The organism is Blautia sp. St.27G3, assembly GCF_059728505.1.
This window is the reverse complement of record NZ_BAAGFO010000002.1, coordinates 501,647-523,016: the sequence shown is the minus strand read 5'-3', so window position 1 is coordinate 523,016 and position 21,370 is coordinate 501,647. Positions and strand designations below refer to the sequence as shown.

The window sequence follows — 21,370 nt, the reverse complement described above, 5'->3', positions numbered from 1 at the left end:
ATGGATCTGCACGCCATAGAATAGTGAAAAGGCCCTTGCTGTGGAGGCATGGATGAAAAAAATGCAGCACAAAATGGCAGCGGCAGTTCTGATCGTTCTTTCCGGTTTTTTTGCAGGTACGTTTCTTCCGGAAGTTTTCCGGATGGGGAAGGGTACTTATGCAGGCCTGCTCAGTCTGTACAGTCTGGGAAAGTATGAGAATGCTGTGTTTTTGCCGGAGAAGATATTTCCTTATATTTTGAAGATCAGGCTGCAGACGCTTCTGTTTTTATGGATGAGCTGTTATACTTCAGCAGGCGTTCTGTTTCACCTGGGGTATGCATGGTGGCTGGCTGCTTCGGCTGGTCTTTTGCTGTCACTGTTTGTATTACGGGAAGGGGGCGCCGGCATTTTGCTGTTTTTCTGCTGTGTTTTTCCGCAGTGGATTCTCTACGCTGCGATGTGGAAACAGGAGCTTGCTTTTTTGCTGCGTCTGCGAGGCAGAAACAGCGTGGCAACAGCGGTGCAGGCGGCAGCGCTTCAAAGAGGGCAGTTGAGTTCTCTTACAAAACTGGTTGTTTTTTGTGTGGCAGGATGTGTAGTGGAAACGTTTCTGGGAAACTGGACCTTAAAAATTTTTTTGGAGATTTTTCACTGAGGATCACCATATCTGGTGGGGGATAAAAAGGCTTTGACGAGATCTTGTAAAAGCCTGTAAATACAGGGCTTTCAGGCTGTTTTGCGGGAAAAATTCTCATTGATTTTATGAAAAGAATTGATTATAATCATGTTACTTGACTGTGGGGGGAGAGTAAAAACAGGAGAGGGGTACTCCTGTTTTTTGCGTGTATACAGAGGAAAATGGAAAGCTTGAGGGATTTTACGATGGGCATAGAGTTACCCCTTTTTATTGATTATTTAAAAGAGGATAAAAATGCTTCAGAGAGTACTGTGAGTTCTTACCAGCGGGATTTGAGAAGGCTGGACAAATATCTGGCAGAACATGGGATTGACGATGTACAGAGCGTCACAGCGACCAATTTAAATTCATACGTTTTATATCTGGAAAGGCAGGGGCTTTCTACGGCGACTGTGTCGAGAAATGTGGCGTCGATGAAGGCTTTCTTTCACTATGCATGCCGCAAGCATAAGATTGAGAACGATCCGACTGAGACGATTAAGGCGCCGCATATTGAAAAGAAAATGCCGGATATTCTCAGCAAAGAAGAAACAGTGCGTCTTTTAGAACAGCCTGCCGGGGACTCTCCGAAGGAGCTGCGCGATCGTGCGATGCTGGAGCTTCTTTATGCGACTGGTGTTCGAGTGACAGAGTTGATTTCGCTTGAGATACCTGATGTACAGCTGGGGATGAATTATATTGTGTGCCGGGATGCAGGAAAAGAGCGTGTGATTCCATTTGGCGAGAATGCCAGGAGATCGTTGGAGCGTTATCTGCGGTCCGGTCGGGACGCGCTGTTGAAAGGGCAGGAAAGCAGTTACCTGTTTGTGAATTGTTCCGGAAAAATGATGAGCCGCCAGGGGTTCTGGAAGCTGATCAAGCAATATGCATCCAGGGCAGGGATTGTGGCAGATATTACTCCGCATACGTTACGTCATTCTTTTGCGGCCCATCTGGTGCAAAATGGCGCTGACCTGAAAGCTGTTCAGGAAATGCTGGGGCATTCTGATATAGCGACAACTCAGGTGTATTTGAATATGAATGTAGAGCGGGTACGCAGCGTATATCGGGAGGCGCATCCGCGCAGATAGAGAAAATCTGTACCTTACCGCTGTATAAGGTGCAGATTTTTTATGCAATAAAGGAGAAAATCTTAAGATATCATTCAGAAATTACACGGTATTTCTTATTTTGTCATTGAATATTCAGGAAAAAATTAGGAAAAAATAAAAAAGAATACAGGAAATTTAGAGATACCATGCTTTAGAATATTACAAAATACAATCGTTAATCGCGAACAAGACGGTCGCTTCTTGAACCAATCTATAAAATGAGGTTCCGAAAGAAACAAGTTACCTCTTATTTTTTATATAATTGTTCAGGGGGACTATTGAGAAAGCGTTTACAATTGGATGATGAGAATAGAGCAGAAAGGTGGAAATCTGAATTGAAAAAAAGAATGCTTGTCAGCTGCTGTATGGCAGCTGTGTGTATTATAGGGGTGCTGGGATATAAAGGCTATGAATATGCGGACCGTGCGGTAAATGCCGGGCCAGGGCAGCTTGTGGCAGGTTCTGTGACGGATTCCGGGATTTATCATCAGCTGGATTTGATGCAAAAAGAAGAAAAGAAGATCGGCGCGATTCTGGAGCATTATGAAGAATATCCGGAAGAACTTTTGGATATGCTGACACGCAATATGGCAATGTTGGATTTTGTTCTGGATTATCCGCAAAAGAAGGGGCAGGTATTTGCAGATTCTATCGGAGAGGTGACAAAGGGAGAAGTGCCTTTGCTGTTGCAGTGGGATGAGCGGTGGGGCTATGGTGATTATGGCACCAGTTCCGTGGCAGTGAGCGGTTGTGCGCCGACGGCGCTTTCCATGGTCATTGCAGGTCTGACCGGAGAGAACCGTGTTACTCCATATACAGTGGCCCAGTATGCACAGGAGAATGGATATTATGTGCCAGGGGTTGGAACAAGTTGGGATTTGATGGAAGAAGGTGCCCGCCAGTTTGGCGTGGAAGGAACGAAAATGAAACTCTCAGAGCATGAGGTGATGACAATGCTGCAATTTGGATATCCGATCATTTGCAGTATGATGCCAGGCGATTTTACAACTTCCGGTCACTTTATAGTACTTTCTGCGCTGGAGGACGGAAAAATTCGTGTGAAGGACCCGAACAGTGCAGAACGCAGTGAGAAGCTGTGGGATTATGAGACTTTAGAGAGTCAGATCAAAGGGCTTTGGGTGTTTATAGAAAGTAAATAATATAAAAGCAAACGTCAAGGGGATTGGTTTTAATAAAATACGGGAGGAAGACAGATGGAAGAGAAGTGGTGGATGAGGAGTGTTGTATATCAGATTTATCCGAGAAGTTTTTGTGACAGCAACCAGGATGGGGTGGGGGACCTGAATGGAATCCGGTCTAAAATACCGTACCTGAAGAAACTCGGGATTGATGTAATCTGGCTGAGTCCGGTGTATGAATCTCCGAATGCAGACAATGGGTATGATATTTCGAACTATTATGCGATATCCCCGGAATTTGGCACCATGGAGGAGATGAAGAGCCTGATCCGGGAATGCAGGGAAAGCGGAATCAGAATCGTGATGGATTTGGTGGTCAATCATACATCCGATGAGCATGCGTGGTTTTTGGAGGCAAAAAAATCGGAAGACAGCCCTTACCGGGATTATTATATATGGCGGAAGGGGGAAGCAGGCAGCCCGCCCAATGATCTGCGCGCGTGTTTTGGAGGCAGCGCATGGGAATATTCGGGAGAGACCGGAGCGCATTATCTGCACCTGTTCGGGGTAAAACAGCCGGATTTGAACTGGGAAAATGACGCAGTGCGAAAAGAAATCTGGAATATGATGAATTACTGGATTGATCTGGGTATCGGTGGCTTCCGGATGGACGTTATTGATCTGATCGGAAAGGTCCCGGATCAGGGAATTACAGGAAATGGACCGATGCTGCATACATATTTGCAGGAAATGAACCGGGAGACATTTGGGACAAAAGATCTCCTGACAGTGGGGGAATGCTGGGGTGCTGACCCGGAAAAGGGAAGAATGTATTCTGATCCGGCCCGCAGGGAGCTCAGCATGATTTTTCAGTTTGAGCAGAGTATGCTGGATGAGCAGCCGGGAAAAGAAAAATGGGATTTGCGCCCCCTTCAGCTGAGGGAATTAAAACAGGTTTTCACAAGATGGCAGACAGAGATGGAGGGCCATGGCTGGAACAGTCTTTTCTGGAATAACCATGATCTTCCAAGAATTGTATCACGCTGGGGAGACGATGGTGTGTATCGTGTCGCATCCGCAAAGATGCTTGCCACACTTCTTCATGGGATGAAGGGAACGCCTTATATTTATCAGGGTGAAGAAATTGGCATGACGAATATGCCGTTTCATAGTTTTACAGAGTTCCAGGACATCGAGAGTCTCAATATGATACAGGAACGTCTGGAAAAGGGATATCTTCCGGAGGAGATTATGAAGTCCCTTCGGGCAAAATCACGGGATAATGCCAGAACACCGATGCAGTGGAACAGCGGATTGCAGGCAGGCTTTACAGAGGGACAGCCCTGGTGTCCGGTAAATCCAAATTACAGAGAAATCAATGCAGCGCGGGCGCTGGGGGATCAAGATTCAATCTTTTATTATTATCAAAAGCTGATCAATCTGCGTAAGACAGAGGATATTTTGATTTACGGAAGCTATGAGTTGCTTTTACCGGAAGACGAGAACATCTATGCCTATATGAGAGCATGGCAGGGAAAGAAATGGCTGATTGTCTGTAATTTTTACAAAGAGCCGGTTCCTTTTTCTTATGAAGGGACAGGAAGAACAATTTTGTCAAACTACAAGGAGAACAGCAGAACGATTCAAAATCTGAACAACAGGAATCTTCGTCCATACGAAGCCGCAATATATGAGCTGGAAATGTAAAATCTTTGTGGACAGGCAAAAGATTGACAGGAAAACGGCAAGGCTGCAGCATTAATGCAGCAGCCTTATGTCAGCATTCTTTATAGATATCATAAATCAGCTTCTTTGATTTTTCCCATCCAAGGCACGGATCGGTAATAGACTTGCCGTAAATGTGGGACTCTGCGCCGATTTTCTGGCAGCCGTCTTCAATATAGCTTTCAATCATAAATCCTTTGACCAGACTTTTCAGTTCCGGATTGTAGTTTCTGCTGTGCAGAACTTCTTTTGCAATTCGTATCTGCTCGAGATACTGCTTGCCGGAATTGGAATGATTTGTGTCGATGATCGCCGCAGGGTTCTTCAGGCCGCGCTGTTTATACATTTCAAGGAGGAGCTGCAAATCCTCATAATGGTAGTTCGGAATCGAATTACCGTGTTTGTTTGTCGCACCTCGAAGGACGACATGCGCCAGTTCATTTCCGTCTGTGTTGACATCCCAGCCGCGGTAAATAAAATTGTGCTTTGCCTGCGCAGCGACAACGGAATTCAGCATAACGGAGAGATCTCCGCTCGTCGGGTTTTTCATACCGGCGGGAACATCCATGCCGCTGACGGTCATACGATGATGCTGATCCTCGACAGAGCGTGCGCCGATTGCCACGTAGGAGAGCAGATCGTCGAGGTAGCGCCAGTTTTCCGGATAGAGCATTTCATCGGCGGCGGTAAGGCCTGTCTCTTCGATTGCCATTGCGTGTAGCTTGCGCATGGCGACAATGCCGGCGAAAACGTCCGGTTTCTTTTCAGGATCTGGCTGATGCATAAGCCCTTTGTAGCCTTCGCCTGTGGTGCGCGGTTTGTTTGTGTAGATTCTGGGAATCAGAATGATCCGGTCGCCGACCTGATCCTGTATCTTTGCAAGACGCTGCATGTAATCCATAACGGCATCTACATTATCCGCAGAGCAGGGACCGATGATCAGGAGAAATTTATCGGATTTTCCGGTAAACACGTCCCGAATCTGGGCGTCCCTTTCTTTTTTGATAGAAATAACCTTCTCCGGAAGGGGGTACTGCTTTTTAACTTCTGCCGGAATCGGCAGTTTTTTTACGAAATTGATTGCCATAATTGCATCCACCTCTGCTGTAAATAAATGGCGGCAGGGAGCAGATCTGATGTCTGTTATCTGTCCGCCGACTTCAGTATAGTATAAACTGTAGAAAATTGCAAAGTAATTTCTAAGGTATTTGAAAAGCAACCGCAGTTCAGCGTGTAGAAGGCAGGAGAGCAGGCGTCTGTACTTTTGGGTTTCCATTTTAAAAACCGTGTGGTACAATAAGATCGCCGGTGCGGGATTACAAATTTCAGAGCCTCGCACTGGGTATGATTTTACAAAAGAATGGAGCAGCAAAATGAAAAAGCACTATTTTCCGATGTTTATTGATCTTTCAGATAAAAAAGTGGTGGTGGCGGGAGCTGGGACGATTGCAAAACGGCGTATTCGTTCGCTGATTGAGTTTACCGATCATCTGGTAGTGATTGCACCGGAAGTCAACAAAGAATTAAAAGATCTTGAGGCTGAGGGAAAGCTTACGATTCTGCGGAAGCGTTACGAAAGGGAAGATATTTATGACGCATCCATGGTAATCGCGGCCACGAATGACAAAAAGCTGAATCATGAAATCTATACAGCCTGCAAGTGCCTGGGGATTCCGGTCAATGTCTGTTCGGACAAGACGAAATGTGACTTTTATTTTCCTTCCCTGGCTTTGGGTGATGATTTTGTGGCAGGTATCAGTACGAGTGGCCGGGATAACAAAAAATCCCGCGCAGCTGTTCGAAAATTTCAGGAGTCTCCTGGTCTGAGAAACCCTGCAGAAGCTGCCGATAAGACGAAAGGGCAGGACATTGCGGATCAGGATGAATGATACAGGATTGTTAGACTCAGATTAGCATGAACATGCGGAAAGGAAAAAAGACTATGTTCGTAAAAATATTTACAGACGGTGCTGCACGCGGCAATCCGGATGGCCCGGGGGGCTATGGAACGGTTCTTCAGTATACAGATTCACAGGGAAAGCTTCACGAGAGAGAATTTTCCCAGGGATATAAAAAGACAACGAACAACCGTATGGAGCTGATGGCAGCGATTGTTGGCCTGGAAGCCTTGAATCGACCGTGCGAGGTGGAGCTCTATTCGGATTCCAAATATCTGACCGATGCGTTTAACCAGCACTGGATTGAGGGCTGGATTCGAAAGGGTTGGAAGCGCGGCAAAAACGAGCCGGTTAAAAATACAGATCTCTGGAAACGACTGCTGGCGGCAAAAGAGCCGCACACAGTTCGGTTTATCTGGGTGAAGGGGCACGACGGACATCCCGAAAACGAGCGCTGCGACACACTGGCTACTTCTGCCGCTGATAAAGGGCCGGAATTCCTGCTGGATGATACGGAGGGGCTGTACGGAAGGATGGAAAACAGTTGAAAACATTGATATCGTGTGCTATGATAACAGGTATCGTCAGTTGAAGAAAATAATTTTTGGCAGGTGAAAGCCGGCTTAACACTGCGGTTTTACAGAGCAGAGAAAGGAAGAGGGAGAATGGCGGCATTTATAGGAGAATTTATAGTTGAACTGGTAAAATTGCTTATTCTGGCAGGTGTTTCTCTTGCAGCAATTTTCTGCGGGAAAAAACTGCGTGACCGTAAAGATGCAAAGACTGCTTCCGGTACAGATAGCAAGAATTAGTGCAGTACACCAAAAGGATTTGCAGAATTTTGCAAGGAAAGCAATAAGTTTTAAACAAATATTGCATGATATAATTATGATATGAAATGAAGAAATAAGAATGAAAGAAACGTTGGAGGAACGATCGTGAAGAAATACGGGGTGAATGAGTTACGAAAAATGTATCTCGACTTTTTCAAAAGCAAAGATCATCTGGTGATGAACAGCTTTTCTCTGGTGCCGCACAACGACAACAGTTTGCTTCTGATCAATGCAGGTATGGCGCCGCTGAAGCCATATTTTACTGGGGCGGAGATTCCGCCAAAGCGTCGCGTGGCTACGTGCCAGAAGTGTATTCGTACCGGAGATATCGAAAATGTCGGAAAAACAGCGCGCCACGGCACGTTTTTTGAGATGCTGGGCAATTTCTCTTTTGGGGATTACTTCAAAAAAGAGGCAATCAGCTGGTCCTGGGAGTTTCTGACAGAGGTTGTGGGACTTGATCCGGAGCGTCTGTATCCGTCTGTTTATCTTGAGGATGACGAGGCGTGGAATATCTGGCATGAGCAGGTAGGAATTCCAGAGGAGCGCATTTTCCGTTTTGGGAAAGAGGACAACTTCTGGGAGCATGGCGCGGGACCGTGCGGACCGTGTTCCGAGATTTATTATGACCGTGGAGAAAAGTATGGCTGCGGAAAGCCGGGATGTACAGTAGGATGTGACTGTGACCGGTATATTGAGGTCTGGAATAATGTATTTACCCAGTTTGAGAACGATGGGGAAGGTAATTATGAGTTGTTGAAGCAGAAAAATATTGATACCGGTATGGGTCTGGAGCGTCTGGCTGTTGTTGTGCAGGATGTGGATTCCATTTTTGATGTGGATACGATGCAGAACCTGAGGGATAAGGTTTGTGAATTTGCGCATACTGTATACAAGACAGACGAAAAAAAGGATGTTTCGATTCGTCTGATTGTAGACCATATCCGTTCGTCAACGTTCATGATTTCAGATGGGATCATGCCGACAAACGAAGGCCGCGGCTATGTGCTGCGCCGTCTGATCCGCCGTGCAGCGCGCCACGGACGTATGCTTGGCATTCAGGGCAGCTTTTTGCCGAAGCTGAGCGAGACGGTGATCGAAGGTTCCAAAGACGGTTATCCGGAGCTTGAGGAAAAGAAAGATTTTATTTTCAAGGTTCTGGCACAGGAAGAGGAGAAATTCAGCCGTACGATCGACCAGGGTCTGAGCATTCTCTCCGAAATGGAAGCGGAGCTTGCAAAGAAGGGGCAGAAAGTTCTGGAAGGCAGAGACGCGTTTGTATTGTATGACACCTATGGATTCCCGCTTGACCTGACAAGAGAAATCCTGGAAGAAAAGGGTTATACTATTGATGAGGACGGCTTCAAAGCCTGTATGGAAAACCAGCGTCAGATGGCCCGCAAGGCGAGAGGTACAACGAACTATATGGGCGCAGATGCCACAGTATATGACCAGATACCGGCAGATGTGACAACAGAGTTTACGGGGTACAATTCCCTTACGGATGAATCAGAGATTACGGTTCTTACCACGCAGACTGAGCTGACAGAAGCACTCACAGAGGGCATTCGCGGTACGGTGATTACACGGAAGACCCCCTTTTATGCGACGATGGGCGGGCAGGAAGGCGACAAGGGCGTGATTTCCTGTGAATCCGGCAAGTTTATTGTTGAGGATACCATCCACCTGCTTGGCGGTAAATACGGACATGTAGGCTATATGGCAGAGGGAATGATAAAGACCGGAGATCTTGTGACTCTGACGGTAGATGCGCAGGGAAGAAAGAACACCTGCAAGAACCACAGCGCAACACATCTGCTTCAGAAAGCCTTAAAAACAGTGCTTGGTTCCCACGTAGAGCAGAAGGGTTCTCTGGTGAACCCGGACAGGCTTCGTTTTGACTTTGCTCATTTCCAGGCCATGACTCCGGAGGAGATTGCGCAGACAGAAGAGATTGTGAACCGTGAGATTGCGGCCGGGCTGAAGGTTCAGACAGATATCATGGGGATTGCAGAGGCGAAAAAGACAGGCGCAATGGCTCTGTTCGGCGAAAAATACGGCGATGAGGTGCGGGTTGTATCCATGGGCGATTTTTCCAAGGAGCTGTGCGGCGGTACTCATGTGGGAAATACCGCAGATATCGCGGTGTTTAAGATTGTTTCTGAGTCCGGAATCGCAGCTGGTACCCGCCGTATTGAAGCGCTGACCGGCGACGGAGTGTTTGGATATTATAAGACGGCAGAGCAGGAACTTCATGAGGCTGCGAAGCTTCTGAAAACAACGCCGTCCGGCATTCTTGAAAAGATTTCTGCACTGCAGGCGGAGCTGAAGGCTGTGATGAGCGAAAATGAGTCGCTGAAGAGCAAGCTGGCCAAGGATGCGCTTGGCGACGTCATGGATCAGGTTTGTGAGATTGAAGGCGTGAAGCTGCTTGCATCGAAGCTGGAGGGCGTGGATATGAATGGCCTTCGTGATCTGGGCGATCAGCTTCGCGAGAAGCTCGGAGAGGGCGTTGTACTTCTGGCAGCTGTAAATGACGGCAAGGTTAATCTGATGGCAGCAGCCACGCCGGGAGCGATGGAGCGCGGCGCCCATGCCGGCAATCTGATCAAAGGAATTGCAGCGCTTGTTGGCGGCGGCGGCGGCGGACGTCCAAATATGGCGCAGGCAGGCGGCAAAAATCCGGATGGTATTGACGCAGCGCTGGAAAAGGCAAAAGAAGTTTTGAAGGATCAGATCAGCCGTTAAAAAGTTTTCATCTTTTTTAAGTAAATTCTGGAAAAAGAGTTGACGAAAACAGAAATTATGGTATACTACTTAATAGTGCAATTAAAATACCCAGACAGTTGTATTGTGCACAATCTGCAACTGGAGGGAGGTTAGGTGTGAGACAATGTCAAATGTTATCGTAAAAGAAAACGAGACTCTGGACAGCGCTCTTCGCCGTTTCAAAAGAAACTGCGCGAAAGCTGGTATCCAGCAGGAGATTCGTAAAAGAGAGCATTATGAGAAGCCGAGCGTAAGACGCAAGAAAAAGTCTGAAGCGGCTCGTAAGCGTAAATTCAATTAATGTGCAGTAAAATCCCTGGTCATTTTCTATGGTCAGGGATTTTTTCAAACTATAAGCGTACGTTTGTTGGGAATGGCAGGAGAGGTGAGTTGGATGAAGAAACCATCAAAGCGTTTATTGGGAAGGATTGTTTCAGTTGCGATTGCCGTTTTGCTACAGGTGATCTGGATTATTTTTGCAGTTCTCGTATTGAAGAATCGTTTTCCGTTTATCGCTTCCCTGATTGAATTTATCAGTCTGGTGGCGATTCTGTGGCTTGTGAGTAAAGACATCAATCCGGCTTACAAACTGGCCTGGACGATTCTGATACTGGCTGTTCCTGTGGCTGGAGCGGTTATTTATCTGCTGTTTGGAAAATCAAGGCTAGGCAGAGATATGCAGGATAAGCTCGATGAATCCTTTCATGAGGCAGCCGGGTATCTGGTACAGGATGCTGAGGTAAAGCAGAGCCTTGAAAATGAGAGCAAGGCAGCGCATTGTCAGTCCTCCTACATCTATAATAATGCCGGATTTCCAGTTTATCGTAAGACGAAAACACAATATTTTCGTGTTGGTCAGGAACTTTATTCTACGCTGCTGCAAAAACTGAAATATGCAGAGCATTACATTTTCATGGAATATTTTATCATTGACGACGGAGAGATGTGGCAGGGAATCCTTGATATCCTTGCAGAAAAGGCGCGTCTGGGTCTGGATGTGCGGCTCATTTATGATGACTGGGGCTGTGCCAGCACGATGCCGCAGGAGTTTCAGCTGTCGCTGCAGCGGCGTGGCATTCGCTGTGAGGTGTTCAATCCGCTTGTGCCAATTCCGTCTGTGCTTCTGAATAACCGTGACCACCGGAAGATCACGGTCATTGATGGCTATATCGGATTTACCGGAGGCATCAATCTGGCAGATGAATACATCAACCGGAAGGAGCGTTTTGGCTACTGGAAGGATACGGGTATTATGCTGGAAGGGGAAGCGGTCTGGAGCTTCACGGTCATGTTTTTGCAGATGTGGAGTGTTCTGGCGCGTGAAAAGATCCAGTTTAAAAAGTATCTGCCTCACGAATGGCACGAGCAGGATTTTGAGGATGACGGATTTGTACAGCCTTATGGCGATACCCCGCTGGATCATGAGACTGTCGGAGAATCAGTCTATCTGAACATCATCAACCGCGCGAAAAAGTACGTTTATATTTTTACACCGTATCTGATTACGGATAATGAAGTGACAACGGCGCTTTGCCTGGCTGCAAAAAGCGGCGTGGATGTGCGGATTGTTACCCCTGGGATTCCGGATAAGAAGCTTGTATTTTTGCTGACAAGATCATATTACGACAAGCTGCTTGACTGCGGTGTCCGCATCTTTGAATATAAGCCGGGATTTCTGCACGCGAAGTCGTTTGTCTGTGACGACCGGATTGCGACGGTCGGAACGATCAATATGGACTACAGGAGTCTGTATCTGCATTTTGAATGCGGAGTCTGGATGTATCATTCCGATGCAGTGATGCAGATTAAAGAGGATGCATTGAATATTTTGGGAGAATGCCGCGAGATCAAGGCAGACGATTGCAAAAACAAGCATGTCGCCATACGGATCGGGCAGAGTATTCTGCGGCTTTTTGCTCCGCTTCTGTAGTTTTGCAGAATATTTTGACCGGATGCTAATATAGTGTTAGTAAAGGGTTGACAGGCGGTAGCTATGAGAAAGTGGATTGCAGGTTTTTTGGCAGTATTAGTTTTGATCGGATCGGGCGCAGATGTGCGTGCAGTCGGATCAACAGAGTATGTAGCGGCTGGCATGCGTGCGGCCGTGGCAGGAGAGTATTTATCAGCCCATCAGGCAGAGCGGATTCAGGAAGAGGCCGCGGTACCTGACGGGCTGTCACAGCTTCAGACGCCTCATGCGTGTGTTCTGGAAGTATCCACCGGAAAGGTATTGTATGAGAAGGATGCAGATGTGAAGGTACATCCGGCCAGCGTTACAAAGGTGATGACAGTGCTGCTGATTTTTGAGGCGCTGGAGCAGGGGAAGCTGGCCTTGACGGATGAGGTTGTGACGAGCGCGCACGCGAAATCTATGGGTGGGTCGCAGGTGTTCCTGGAAGAGGGCGAGGTACAGACGGTTGAGACAATGCTGAAATGTATCATTATAGCTTCCGGAAACGATGCAGCGGTGGCAATGGCGGAGAAGCTTGGCGGAACGGAGGAAGCCTTTGTCGGAAAGATGAACGAGGAAGCCGGACGGCTTGGCATGGCAAATACGCATTTTGTGGACTGCTGCGGACTGACGGATTCGACGGATCACTATACAACGGCCCGGGATGTGGCGCTGATGTCGCGAGAGCTTTTGCAGCGCTTTCCGCAGGTGACGGAATATTCGACCGTGTGGATGGAAGACATAACGCATGTGACAGCGAGAGGGAGCAGTACGTTTACATTAACCAATACGAACAAACTGCTGCGGGCTTACAACGGCTGTGACGGATTGAAGACGGGGAGCACGAGCATGGCAAAATACTGTCTGAGTGCGACTGCGAAACGGGATGGCATTCGTCTGGTTGCTGCGGTCATGACATCACCGGATTCGAAAGTAAGATTTCGAGAGGCGGGACAGCTTCTGGATTATGGTTTTTCAAAGTGTTCGATGTATTACGATGAGAATATGGAGAAACTTGCACCGATAGAGGTAAAAGGGTCTCTGGAAAAGGAAGTTCCGGTGAAATATCAGAATGAATTTTCTTATCTGAGTACGGAAGGAGAGGATTTTTCCGCGATTGAAAAATCCATTCAGTGGAACGAAGAAATTGCGGCGCCGTTGTCTGCGGGCGATGAAGTGGGGGCGTACGTCTATACGCTGAATGGCAAGGAGATCGGACGTGTGCCAATTGTCATGGAGCAGGACGTAAAGAAGGCCGGATATCCGGATTATTTACAGGAACTGTGGAGCGGCTGGATGCTGTAAAGGTTTCAGTTAAAAAAGAAAAAGATTTGCATGAGACGTGAAATATGATATGATACTATGTATGTGATGAATTTAGGTGCGTCAGATGCAGTTGACGGTATGCCAGTTCCGTGTGGGGACAGGGATTGGGACTGCAACTGTAGGCTGACGCCAGGAAAGGACACGTGCATTCCATGTCAAATTTCAAGGTGACACGATACCGGGTGCGTATAGGAAATGAGAACAGAGTTCTGGAACGGCCTTTTTCGGCAGTTTTTTTGAGTGATCTTCACAATGTGAGTTATGGAGAAAACAATCGCCTTTTGCTGCAGGAGATTCGGAATGAGAATCCAGCACTGGTTCTGGTTGCGGGAGATATGCTGACGGCCGGACGGGAGACGCAGATGGACGCGGCCGTTTCTCTGATGAACGAACTTACCAAGCGCTATCAGGTTTACTATGCGAACGGGAATCATGAACACAGGATGAAAGAAAAGCCGGAGAAATACGGCGCTTCTTATGAGCGATACTCGAATACGATAAAGAGCCTGGGGGTTCATCTGCTGGAAAATGGCAGTGAACGGTTGGAGATACAGAGAATGGCTTTGCGGATCTGGGGACTGGAGCTTGATCAGACTTATTTTCGCAGAGGCGGCCGTTCAGTTCTGACCGCTTCTAGGATTGATGAGATGCTTGGCAGGCCGGAGGAAGGCTGCTTTCACATATTGTTGGCCCATCATCCGGCTTATTTTGATGCGTATGCGTCCTGGGGAGCTGATCTGACGCTTTCCGGACATTTACACGGAGGCATGATTCGTCTGCCTTTTGTGGGAGGGCTTGTCAGCCCGCAGATGCGGCTGTTTCCCAAATATGACAAAGGGCTGTATACAAAAAAGGGAAAGAAGCTGATCGTAAGCGCAGGGCTTGGGAATCATACCGTAAATATACGGATCAACAATCCTCCGGAACTGGTGGTAATTGACTTTGTGTAAAGCTACGAGCAGTGCCATTCACGGGAAAAGAGGTGCGAGGGATGCTTGCATACATCGCACCTTTTATCCTGTGAATGATTCGGCGACAGCCGACAGCGAAAAACGTCGTTTTGAGCTGAGCACTGCGGAACAGAGCCTGGGCAAAACCATTTTGCCGGTGCACTGAAAAATACATACAGAGAGGAATCCATATATGGGCATACCGGTGAAGCTGCAGGTCTTTGAGGGACCTTTGGACCTGCTTTTGCACCTTATTGAAAAAAATAAAGTAAATATATACGATATTCCGATCGTGGAGATCACAGAGCAGTATATGGAATATATCAAGGAAATGCAGTCCGAAAATCTCGACGTGATGAGCGAGTTTCTCGTTATGGCAGCTACGCTGCTGGATATCAAGTCGCGGATGCTGCTGCCGCCGGAGGTGACAGAAGAAGGCGAAGAGATTGACCCGCGTGCGGAACTGGTTCAGAAACTTCTGGAATATAAAATGTATAAATATATGTCGTATGAGCTTCGGGAGCGGCAGGAGGATGCAGCCTTTCATCTTTTTAAGGAACCGACGATTCCGGATGCGGTAAAGGCTTTTCGGGAACCGGTTGATATCGGTAAGCTGCTCGACGGCGTGACGCTTCAGAAGCTGCATGCGCTGTTTCGGGATATTCTGCGACGGCAGGATGACCGTGTGGACCGGGTGCGCAGCAGCTTTGGAAACATCCGCAGAGAAGAGTTTGACTTAAGTGAGACGATGCATTTTGTAGAGCATTATATAGTGGAGCATGCAAACTGCAGATTCCGGGAGATTCTGACACTGCGAAGCGGAAAAATGTACATGATTGTGACCTTTTTGACGCTTTTGGAGCTTATGAAAGAAGGAAAGGTTGAGGTAGAGCAGCCGGAGACCTTTGCAGATATTTCAATCCGATACACGGGAAAAGAAGGCGAGACGAGCGAGTTGTCCGGGGATTATGACTGATGCAGTTACCGTACATCGGTAAACTGTGCGGACAGAGTTTGCAATGGCAGAATTTGGTATATGAAGTTGAAACTGAGAAACGGAGAAACTAGCGTGGACAGAAGAAAAGCTGAGGCTGCGATTGAGGCCATTCTTTTTGCAATGGGAGAAGCAGTTGAGATTGAGAAAATAGCAAAGGCAATTGAACAGGATAAAGAGACGACACGGAAAATCATTTATCATATGATGGAAGGCTACCGTGAGGAAGGACGAGGAATCCAGATTATGGAGCTGGAAGATTCCTATCAGTTGTGTACAAAAAGTGAGATGTACGAATATCTCATCCGGGTGGCAAAGCAGCCACGTAAAATTGTACTCAGCGATGTGGTTATGGAGACCCTCTCGATTATCGCGTACAAGCAGCCGATCACGAAGCTAGAGATTGAAAAAATCCGTGGTGTCAAATGTGATCATGCGGTCAATAAGCTTGTGGAGTACGAGCTTGTTACGGAGCTTGGAAGACTGGATGCGCCGGGAAGACCGATTCTGTTTGGAACCACAGAGGCATTTCTCAGACATTTCGGTGTGAATTCACTGGAGGATCTTCCGGAGATCAATCCTGTGCAGGTGGAAGACTTTAAGGCAGAGGCAGAGGAAGAAATTCAAATGAAACTTGATGTGTAGTGTTCGTACGAGGAAGGGAGAGAAAACGCGGGATTTCACTGACATATTCTGACAATAAAATGGATTTTTCGACTTAATATTTTATAAAAAGAAATGTTTTGACAAATAAAAGGTTTGTGAATATAATAACTCTGATAAACAAAGGTGTTGGCATGCGCTGCTGACACCTTTGTTGCGAAGAACTGAAAACAAAAAGCATAAGAAAAAGGAGAGAGACAGTGGGAAAAGAAGCTTCTAACAAGAAAGACATTGATTTTGCGCTTCAGGCGGTGCCGAGCGATCAGAGAAAAAACTTTGGCTCTATGTTTGTAATTATGATGGGCTTTACTTTTTTCTCAGCCAGCATGAGTGTGGGTGGACAGCTTGGCGTGGGATTGAATTTATCAAGTTTTATATGGGCCATGATTCTAGGTAATGCCATTCTGAGTGTTTATACGGGGTTACTCGGCTACATAGGATGCAAGACGGGATTGACGCTTGACCTTATGGCGAGACGTTCTTTCGGAAAGAAGGGTTCTTATTTGCCGTCAGCTTTGATTTCATTTACGCAGATGGGCTGGTTTGGCGTAGGTCTTGCAATGTTTTCCATTCCAGTGGCGGAGCTTACAAAGTTGCCGGTTTGGTTATTCATTCTCATTGCCGGTGTTCTGATGACGAGTTCTGCATACTTCGGAATTAAATCACTGGAGCTTGTGAGCTGGATTGCGGTTCCGTTGATTGCAGTGCTTGGGTTTGTATCTGTTGGCATGGGGATTTCGGAAGTTGGCGGAATTGGACAGGTATTTCGTGAAAATCCGGATACGCCGATTACGTTTGCAACAGCTTTGACTCTGGTTATTGGTTCTTTTGTAAGCGGCGGTACGACGACACCGAACTATACGAGATTTTCCAAAACGAATAAAATTGCAGTTATTTCTACGATTATCGCATTCTTTATCGGAAATTCACTGATGTTTGTTTTTGGAGCAGTTGGCGGAGCGGTAACAAATACTCCGGATATATTCTATATTATGATTGCACAGGGACTGACAATTCCGGCTATCGTGATTCTGGGACTGAATATCTGGACAACGGCAGACAATGGTCTGTATTCCTGCGGACTTGGTCTGTCCAATATTACAAAGCTTCCGAAGCAGCCGATGGTTCTGGTGAGCGGTCTGATCGGAACAATTGCTTCCGTATGGCTGTACAACAATTTCGTTTCATGGCTCAACTTCCTAGGCGCGGCGATTCCACCGGTAGGCGGTGTTGCAATCGTTGGCTATTTCCTGCATAAGGCAGAGTACGAGAAGAAGGATGAATCACAGCTTCCGGAGGTAAAGTGGCATGCCGTTCTTGCCGTAGTGGCAGGTGCAGCAGTCGGGCTGTACGCACCGGGTATTTCTGCATTGAATTCGATTCTTGTTTCCTGTATTGTTTATGCAGTTGCGGATAAATTTTTGCAGAAATAATACAGATTTGAATCTGAGCGGGTTTGGGCAAATTGGGGATAAAATGTAGAAAAGGCAGATGGAGGAGAAATGGACAGAGGTAATGTATTTTCTCTGAATGGAAAAATTGAGACAGAGTGTCTGAGCGTGGTCGGTGCACAGTATGCGCCGATCGGCGCTGTTTCTATGACAGATGTGGACCGTAATCTGAATACGCTTCTGAATTTTATGGATCGGGCATCCGGTGCTTTTCCGGGAACAGATCTGATCGTGGCGCCGGAAGCATGTTTACAGGGATTTCCACAGTCCGGCTGGGAGAACGCGCTGCTGACACTTGAAGCGCAGCAGGTAAAAGCGCTCTGCGAGAAATGTGCGGAACTGGAAATGTGGGGTGTGTTTGCATTTTTATTGAAATCAGAGCTGCCCGGTGCGTTTACAAACACAGCAGTGCTGGTGGATGACAAAGGGAAAATTCGGCATACATACGATAAAATGAATCCGTGGATTCCGTTTGAGACTTCGCTTCCAGGCGAGTCATGTACTGTTTGTGACGGGCCGAAGGGCGCAAAGATCGGACTAATTATCTGTGCGGACGGCGATTATCCGGAGATATGGAGAGAGGCAGCTGTAAACGGCGCCAATGTAATCATAAGGCCCACACACTATATGGACCCGTGGCAGAACGCGTGGGAGATTACCAATAAGGCAGGGGCTTATTTCAATCAGGTTTACGTAGTGGCAGTCAATGCGTCCGGCACGGCAGAAAATGAGAATTACTCCTGCTTTGGAAGAAGTATGATTCTCGGACCGGACGGAAATATTATCTGCGAGGGCGGAAATGGAGTTCCGTCCATGATTAAGGCGAACCTGTATCCTGGTATTATCGACGCAATGAGAAAGCAGGCAGTGCACTCAGCGCCGATGTATTCGTACGATCATCGTGGTGCGAGTAGCAGGAAATATGCCGGAACGGGCAGAGGGACAGAGGATTACCGGTCTTATGCCGGAACAGACCAGGAAGTTGGCAGCGGTCAGATTGATACAAAGGGGGAGCAGTGATGGAAGAAAGACCATTTAAGGGAATGATTCATCTGCTTCACAAACGGATGAACGGAATCACGTATCCTGCGACAAAGCAGGAGATTATCGAGCAGATCGGGGCTGAGAGGGTGAAGGTCGATGCTGTGACGGAAATGACCGTACAGGAGATCCTTGAGCCGGTCAAAATGGAACAATACGAATGCGCAGCGCAGTTTTACTGCGCTTTGCTTGGAAGTCTTTGAGTTTGGAAGCCTTTGAGAGGAGAATGTTATGCTGATTAAAAATATCCATATTGATGGAAAGGAAATGGCAAATGACATTCGCATTACGGATGGAAAATTTACCGAGATAGGAGAAAATCTGAACGCGGGGCCGGGCGAGGAACTTGTGGATGGAACGGATTGTATGCTACTTCCTCCGATGATCGAGTCGCACGTACATCTTGATACGTGCCTGACAGCGGGCGATCCGGCTTGGAATATGTCCGGAACGCTGTTTGAGGGGATTGAGTGCTGGGCAAAACGTAAGGAAAAGCTGAGCAAAGAGGATGTCAAGGAGCGTGCCAGGAGGGCATTGCGCATGCAGGCGGCAAACGGCGTTCAGTATGTGCGGACGCATGTTGATATTACCGATCCGACGCTGACGGCTCTGGAGGCCATGACAGAGCTGCGGGAAGAAGTAAAAGATTTTATGACGATTCAGATCGTGGCATTTCCGCAGGAGGGTATTTTAAGTTATCCGAACGGGAAAGAGCTTCTGGTGAAGGCTGTTGAAATGGGAGCGGATTGTGTCGGTGCGATTCCACATTTTGAATTTACACGAGAATACGGCGTGGAGTCTGTAAATTTTGCACTGGAGCTTGCTGCGAAGTATGACAGACTGGTGGACGTTCACTGTGATGAAATTGATGACGAAGCTTCCAGAGGTCTCGAAACAGTGGCGTGCCGTGCACTGGAGCTTGGTCTGTTTGATAAGGTAACGGCAAGCCATACAACGGCGATGCATTCTTACAACAATGCATACGTAAACCGGCTGATGCGTCTGCTGAAGATGAGCCGGATCAATTTTGTTTCCAATCCGCTGGTCAATACGCATTTGCAGGGACGCTGTGATACGTATCCGAAGCGCAGAGGTGTGACGCGTGTGAAAGAGCTTCTGGCAGAAGGGCTGAATGTTTCCTTTGGCCATGATGACGTATTTGACCCGTGGTACCCGCTTGGTACCGGTAATCCGAGAGACGTCGTGTTCCTGGGACTTCATGTCTGCCAGATGATGGGGTATGAAGAAATACTGGATTCCTACAAGCTGGTCACATACAATGCGGCCAGGACGCTTCATCTCGGAGACAGTTATGGAATCCGGGAAGGGAACGATGCGGATTGTATTATCCTGAATGCAAAGAATTTTTATCAGGCGCTGAATGAGAAGAGCAGCGTTTTATATTCTTATAAGAAGGGAAAGCTTCTGTACCGGGAGACACCTGCAAAAGGGGAGCTCCTGTTTTCATAAAGTTTATAAAGACAGGTGTAAGAAATGGAAAGAAATTTGACATCAGGCAGCGTATGGAAAAATATTAGTTACTTTTCACTGCCGTATCTGCTGGCATACTTTTTGCAGACATTGTACGGAATGGCTGATCTTTATATGATTGGCCGTTTTGGAACAGTGGCGCAGACGACGGCTGTTTCGATCGGCAGTCAGGTGATGCACATGCTGACCGTAATGATCGTCGGACTAGCAATGGGCTCTACCGTAACGATCGGAAAAGCTGTTGGAGCAAAGCATCCGGAGCGTGCCGCGTCGGCTGTTGGAAATACAGTTACACTGTTTCTGGGGATTTCTGTCGTGATTACGGCAGGACTGCTTTTTCTGGTTCAGCCTATTGTTACGGTCATGTCGACGCCGCCTGAGGCGGCAGACGGAACGGCAGCTTACCTGACCATCTGCTTTATCGGTATTCCATTTATTACTGCCTATAATATTATCAGCTCCGTTTTTCGGGGGATGGGCGATTCCAAAAGTCCGATGTATTTCGTTGCGGTTGCCTGTGTGGCAAACGTTGTGCTGGATTATCTCTTTATCGGCGTGCTGGGGCTTGGCCCTGCTGGGGCGGCGCTTGGTACTGCTCTGTCGCAGACGATCAGTGTGTTAACGGCTCTCTTTGTGATTTTCAGAAGAAAAACCGGTCTGAGTCTGAAAAAGGAACATTTTCGTCTGCAAAGAAAATCAGCAGGAGCAATGCTGCGCATCGGTATTCCAGTAGCGTTGCAGGATGGGTTTATTCAGATTGCCTTTATTGTGATTACAGTCATTGCAAATCGGAGAGGACTCAGTGATGCTGCGGCAGTTGGAATTGTGGAGAAGGTGATCGGAATTTTGTTTCTGGTACCTTCTACGATGCTCTCTACAGTTTCTGCGCTCTGCGCACAGAATATTGGCGCAGGGAAACATGACCGGGCAGCGTCGGTTCTGCGCTACGCGCTTTGCATCTCTGTGGGCTTTGGACTCACAGCTTCTGTTTTGGTACAGTTTATCAGCGGGGCAGTGGTTGACTGCTTTACGGACGACGCACAGGTGATTTTGCTGGGAGGTCAGTATCTGCGCGGGTATGTCTGGGACTGTATGTTTGCGGGAATGCATTTTTGTTTCAGCGGATATTTCTGCGCGTATGGGAGAGCTGGAATTTCGTTTCTGCATAATTTCCTTTCCATTGTCTGTGCCCGGATTCCGGGAGCGTATCTTGCGTCGAACTATTTTTCGGATACGTTATTTCCGATGGGACTTGCGGCTCCCGCAGGCTCTCTGCTTTCTGTTGTGATCTGTACCGTAGCTTTTTTGCGACTGAGGCGGCAGCGTCCGGCAAAGGCGTGTTTTGAAAATGAGTGATAGGCGCCGCATC

The 21,370-nt window shown here is 47.5% G+C and carries 20 protein-coding genes; 19 read left to right on the top strand and 1 reads right to left on the bottom strand.

Annotated elements, in window-relative coordinates; genetic code table 11:
• Positions 1–52: 52 nt before the first annotated feature.
• The 4 genes from AC6I2O_RS12070 (at position 53) to AC6I2O_RS12055 (ending at position 4,616) form a co-directional block, all read left to right on the top strand.
• On the top strand, positions 53–637 hold the full coding sequence (locus AC6I2O_RS12070) for a hypothetical protein (protein WP_120391718.1): 585 nt from the start codon (positions 53–55) through the stop codon (positions 635–637).
• A gap of 227 nt (positions 638–864) precedes the next feature.
• Entirely contained in the window at positions 865–1,749 is an 885-nt protein-coding gene (gene xerD / locus AC6I2O_RS12065) for a site-specific tyrosine recombinase XerD (RefSeq protein WP_120391717.1), read from the top strand.
• 356 nt (positions 1,750–2,105) lie between these two features.
• The gene (locus tag AC6I2O_RS12060) at positions 2,106–2,930 is read left to right on the top strand and encodes a C39 family peptidase (RefSeq protein WP_497742764.1); all 825 of its coding nucleotides are present in this window, start codon (positions 2,106–2,108) and stop codon (positions 2,928–2,930) included.
• Between the two features lie 54 nt (positions 2,931–2,984).
• Positions 2,985–4,616 carry a glycoside hydrolase family 13 protein gene (locus AC6I2O_RS12055; protein WP_497742763.1) on the top strand — a complete coding sequence of 544 codons (1,632 nt, stop codon included), beginning with the start codon at positions 2,985–2,987 and terminating at the stop codon, positions 4,614–4,616.
• 70 nt (positions 4,617–4,686) lie between these two features.
• Here the strand turns inward: AC6I2O_RS12055 and AC6I2O_RS12050 are convergent, their stop codons facing one another.
• The gene (locus AC6I2O_RS12050; protein ID WP_497742762.1) at positions 4,687–5,721 is read right to left on the bottom strand and encodes a 3-deoxy-7-phosphoheptulonate synthase; all 1,035 of its coding nucleotides are present in this window, start codon (positions 5,719–5,721) and stop codon (positions 4,687–4,689) included.
• A 286-nt stretch (positions 5,722–6,007) separates the two neighbouring features.
• Between AC6I2O_RS12050 and AC6I2O_RS12045 the strand changes: the two genes are divergently transcribed.
• The 15 genes from AC6I2O_RS12045 (at position 6,008) to AC6I2O_RS11975 (ending at position 21,357) form a co-directional block, all read left to right on the top strand.
• Positions 6,008–6,523 (top strand): precorrin-2 dehydrogenase/sirohydrochlorin ferrochelatase family protein, encoded by a 516-nt coding sequence (locus AC6I2O_RS12045; protein WP_497742761.1) that lies wholly within the window; start codon positions 6,008–6,010, stop codon positions 6,521–6,523.
• Between the two features lie 53 nt (positions 6,524–6,576).
• Positions 6,577–7,080, top strand: a complete 504-nt coding sequence (rnhA, locus tag AC6I2O_RS12040) for a ribonuclease HI (protein WP_120391714.1) — start codon at positions 6,577–6,579, stop codon at positions 7,078–7,080.
• Between the two features lie 117 nt (positions 7,081–7,197).
• Positions 7,198–7,344, top strand: a complete 147-nt coding sequence (locus AC6I2O_RS12035; RefSeq protein ID WP_497742760.1) for a vanadium nitrogenase — start codon at positions 7,198–7,200, stop codon at positions 7,342–7,344.
• A 126-nt stretch (positions 7,345–7,470) separates the two neighbouring features.
• Positions 7,471–10,113, top strand: a complete 2,643-nt coding sequence (gene alaS / locus AC6I2O_RS12030) for an alanine--tRNA ligase (RefSeq protein ID WP_497742759.1) — start codon at positions 7,471–7,473, stop codon at positions 10,111–10,113.
• A 145-nt stretch (positions 10,114–10,258) separates the two neighbouring features.
• Positions 10,259–10,435, top strand: coding sequence for a 30S ribosomal protein S21 (gene rpsU, locus AC6I2O_RS12025; RefSeq protein ID WP_006864570.1), 177 nt, complete (start codon positions 10,259–10,261; stop codon positions 10,433–10,435).
• A 93-nt stretch (positions 10,436–10,528) separates the two neighbouring features.
• Complete coding sequence (gene cls, locus AC6I2O_RS12020) at positions 10,529–12,064, top strand: cardiolipin synthase (RefSeq protein ID WP_120391712.1); 1,536 nt, start codon at positions 10,529–10,531, stop codon at positions 12,062–12,064.
• A gap of 63 nt (positions 12,065–12,127) precedes the next feature.
• The gene (locus tag AC6I2O_RS12015) at positions 12,128–13,390 is read left to right on the top strand and encodes a D-alanyl-D-alanine carboxypeptidase family protein (RefSeq protein ID WP_120391711.1); all 1,263 of its coding nucleotides are present in this window, start codon (positions 12,128–12,130) and stop codon (positions 13,388–13,390) included.
• Between the two features lie 173 nt (positions 13,391–13,563).
• Complete coding sequence (locus AC6I2O_RS12010) at positions 13,564–14,361, top strand: metallophosphoesterase (RefSeq protein WP_147412264.1); 798 nt, start codon at positions 13,564–13,566, stop codon at positions 14,359–14,361.
• A gap of 193 nt (positions 14,362–14,554) precedes the next feature.
• Positions 14,555–15,337 (top strand): segregation and condensation protein A, encoded by a 783-nt coding sequence (locus AC6I2O_RS12005; RefSeq protein WP_120391709.1) that lies wholly within the window; start codon positions 14,555–14,557, stop codon positions 15,335–15,337.
• Positions 15,338–15,430: 93 nt separating this feature from the next.
• Positions 15,431–16,000, top strand: coding sequence for an SMC-Scp complex subunit ScpB (scpB, locus tag AC6I2O_RS12000; RefSeq protein WP_497742758.1), 570 nt, complete (start codon positions 15,431–15,433; stop codon positions 15,998–16,000).
• Between the two features lie 218 nt (positions 16,001–16,218).
• Positions 16,219–17,451, top strand: a complete 1,233-nt coding sequence (gene codB, locus AC6I2O_RS11995) for a cytosine permease (protein ID WP_497742757.1) — start codon at positions 16,219–16,221, stop codon at positions 17,449–17,451.
• 69 nt (positions 17,452–17,520) lie between these two features.
• On the top strand, positions 17,521–18,489 hold the full coding sequence (locus tag AC6I2O_RS11990) for a nitrilase-related carbon-nitrogen hydrolase (protein WP_120391706.1): 969 nt from the start codon (positions 17,521–17,523) through the stop codon (positions 18,487–18,489).
• Positions 18,489–18,713 carry a DUF5789 family protein gene (locus tag AC6I2O_RS11985; RefSeq protein WP_120391705.1) on the top strand — a complete coding sequence of 75 codons (225 nt, stop codon included), beginning with the start codon at positions 18,489–18,491 and terminating at the stop codon, positions 18,711–18,713. Before AC6I2O_RS11990 ends, AC6I2O_RS11985 begins: the two co-directional genes overlap by 1 nt.
• Positions 18,714–18,741: 28 nt before the next feature.
• The gene (gene codA / locus AC6I2O_RS11980; protein ID WP_120391704.1) at positions 18,742–19,980 is read left to right on the top strand and encodes a cytosine deaminase; all 1,239 of its coding nucleotides are present in this window, start codon (positions 18,742–18,744) and stop codon (positions 19,978–19,980) included.
• 24 nt (positions 19,981–20,004) lie between these two features.
• Positions 20,005–21,357 carry an MATE family efflux transporter gene (locus AC6I2O_RS11975; protein WP_120391703.1) on the top strand — a complete coding sequence of 451 codons (1,353 nt, stop codon included), beginning with the start codon at positions 20,005–20,007 and terminating at the stop codon, positions 21,355–21,357.
• Positions 21,358–21,370 lie beyond the last annotated feature (13 nt).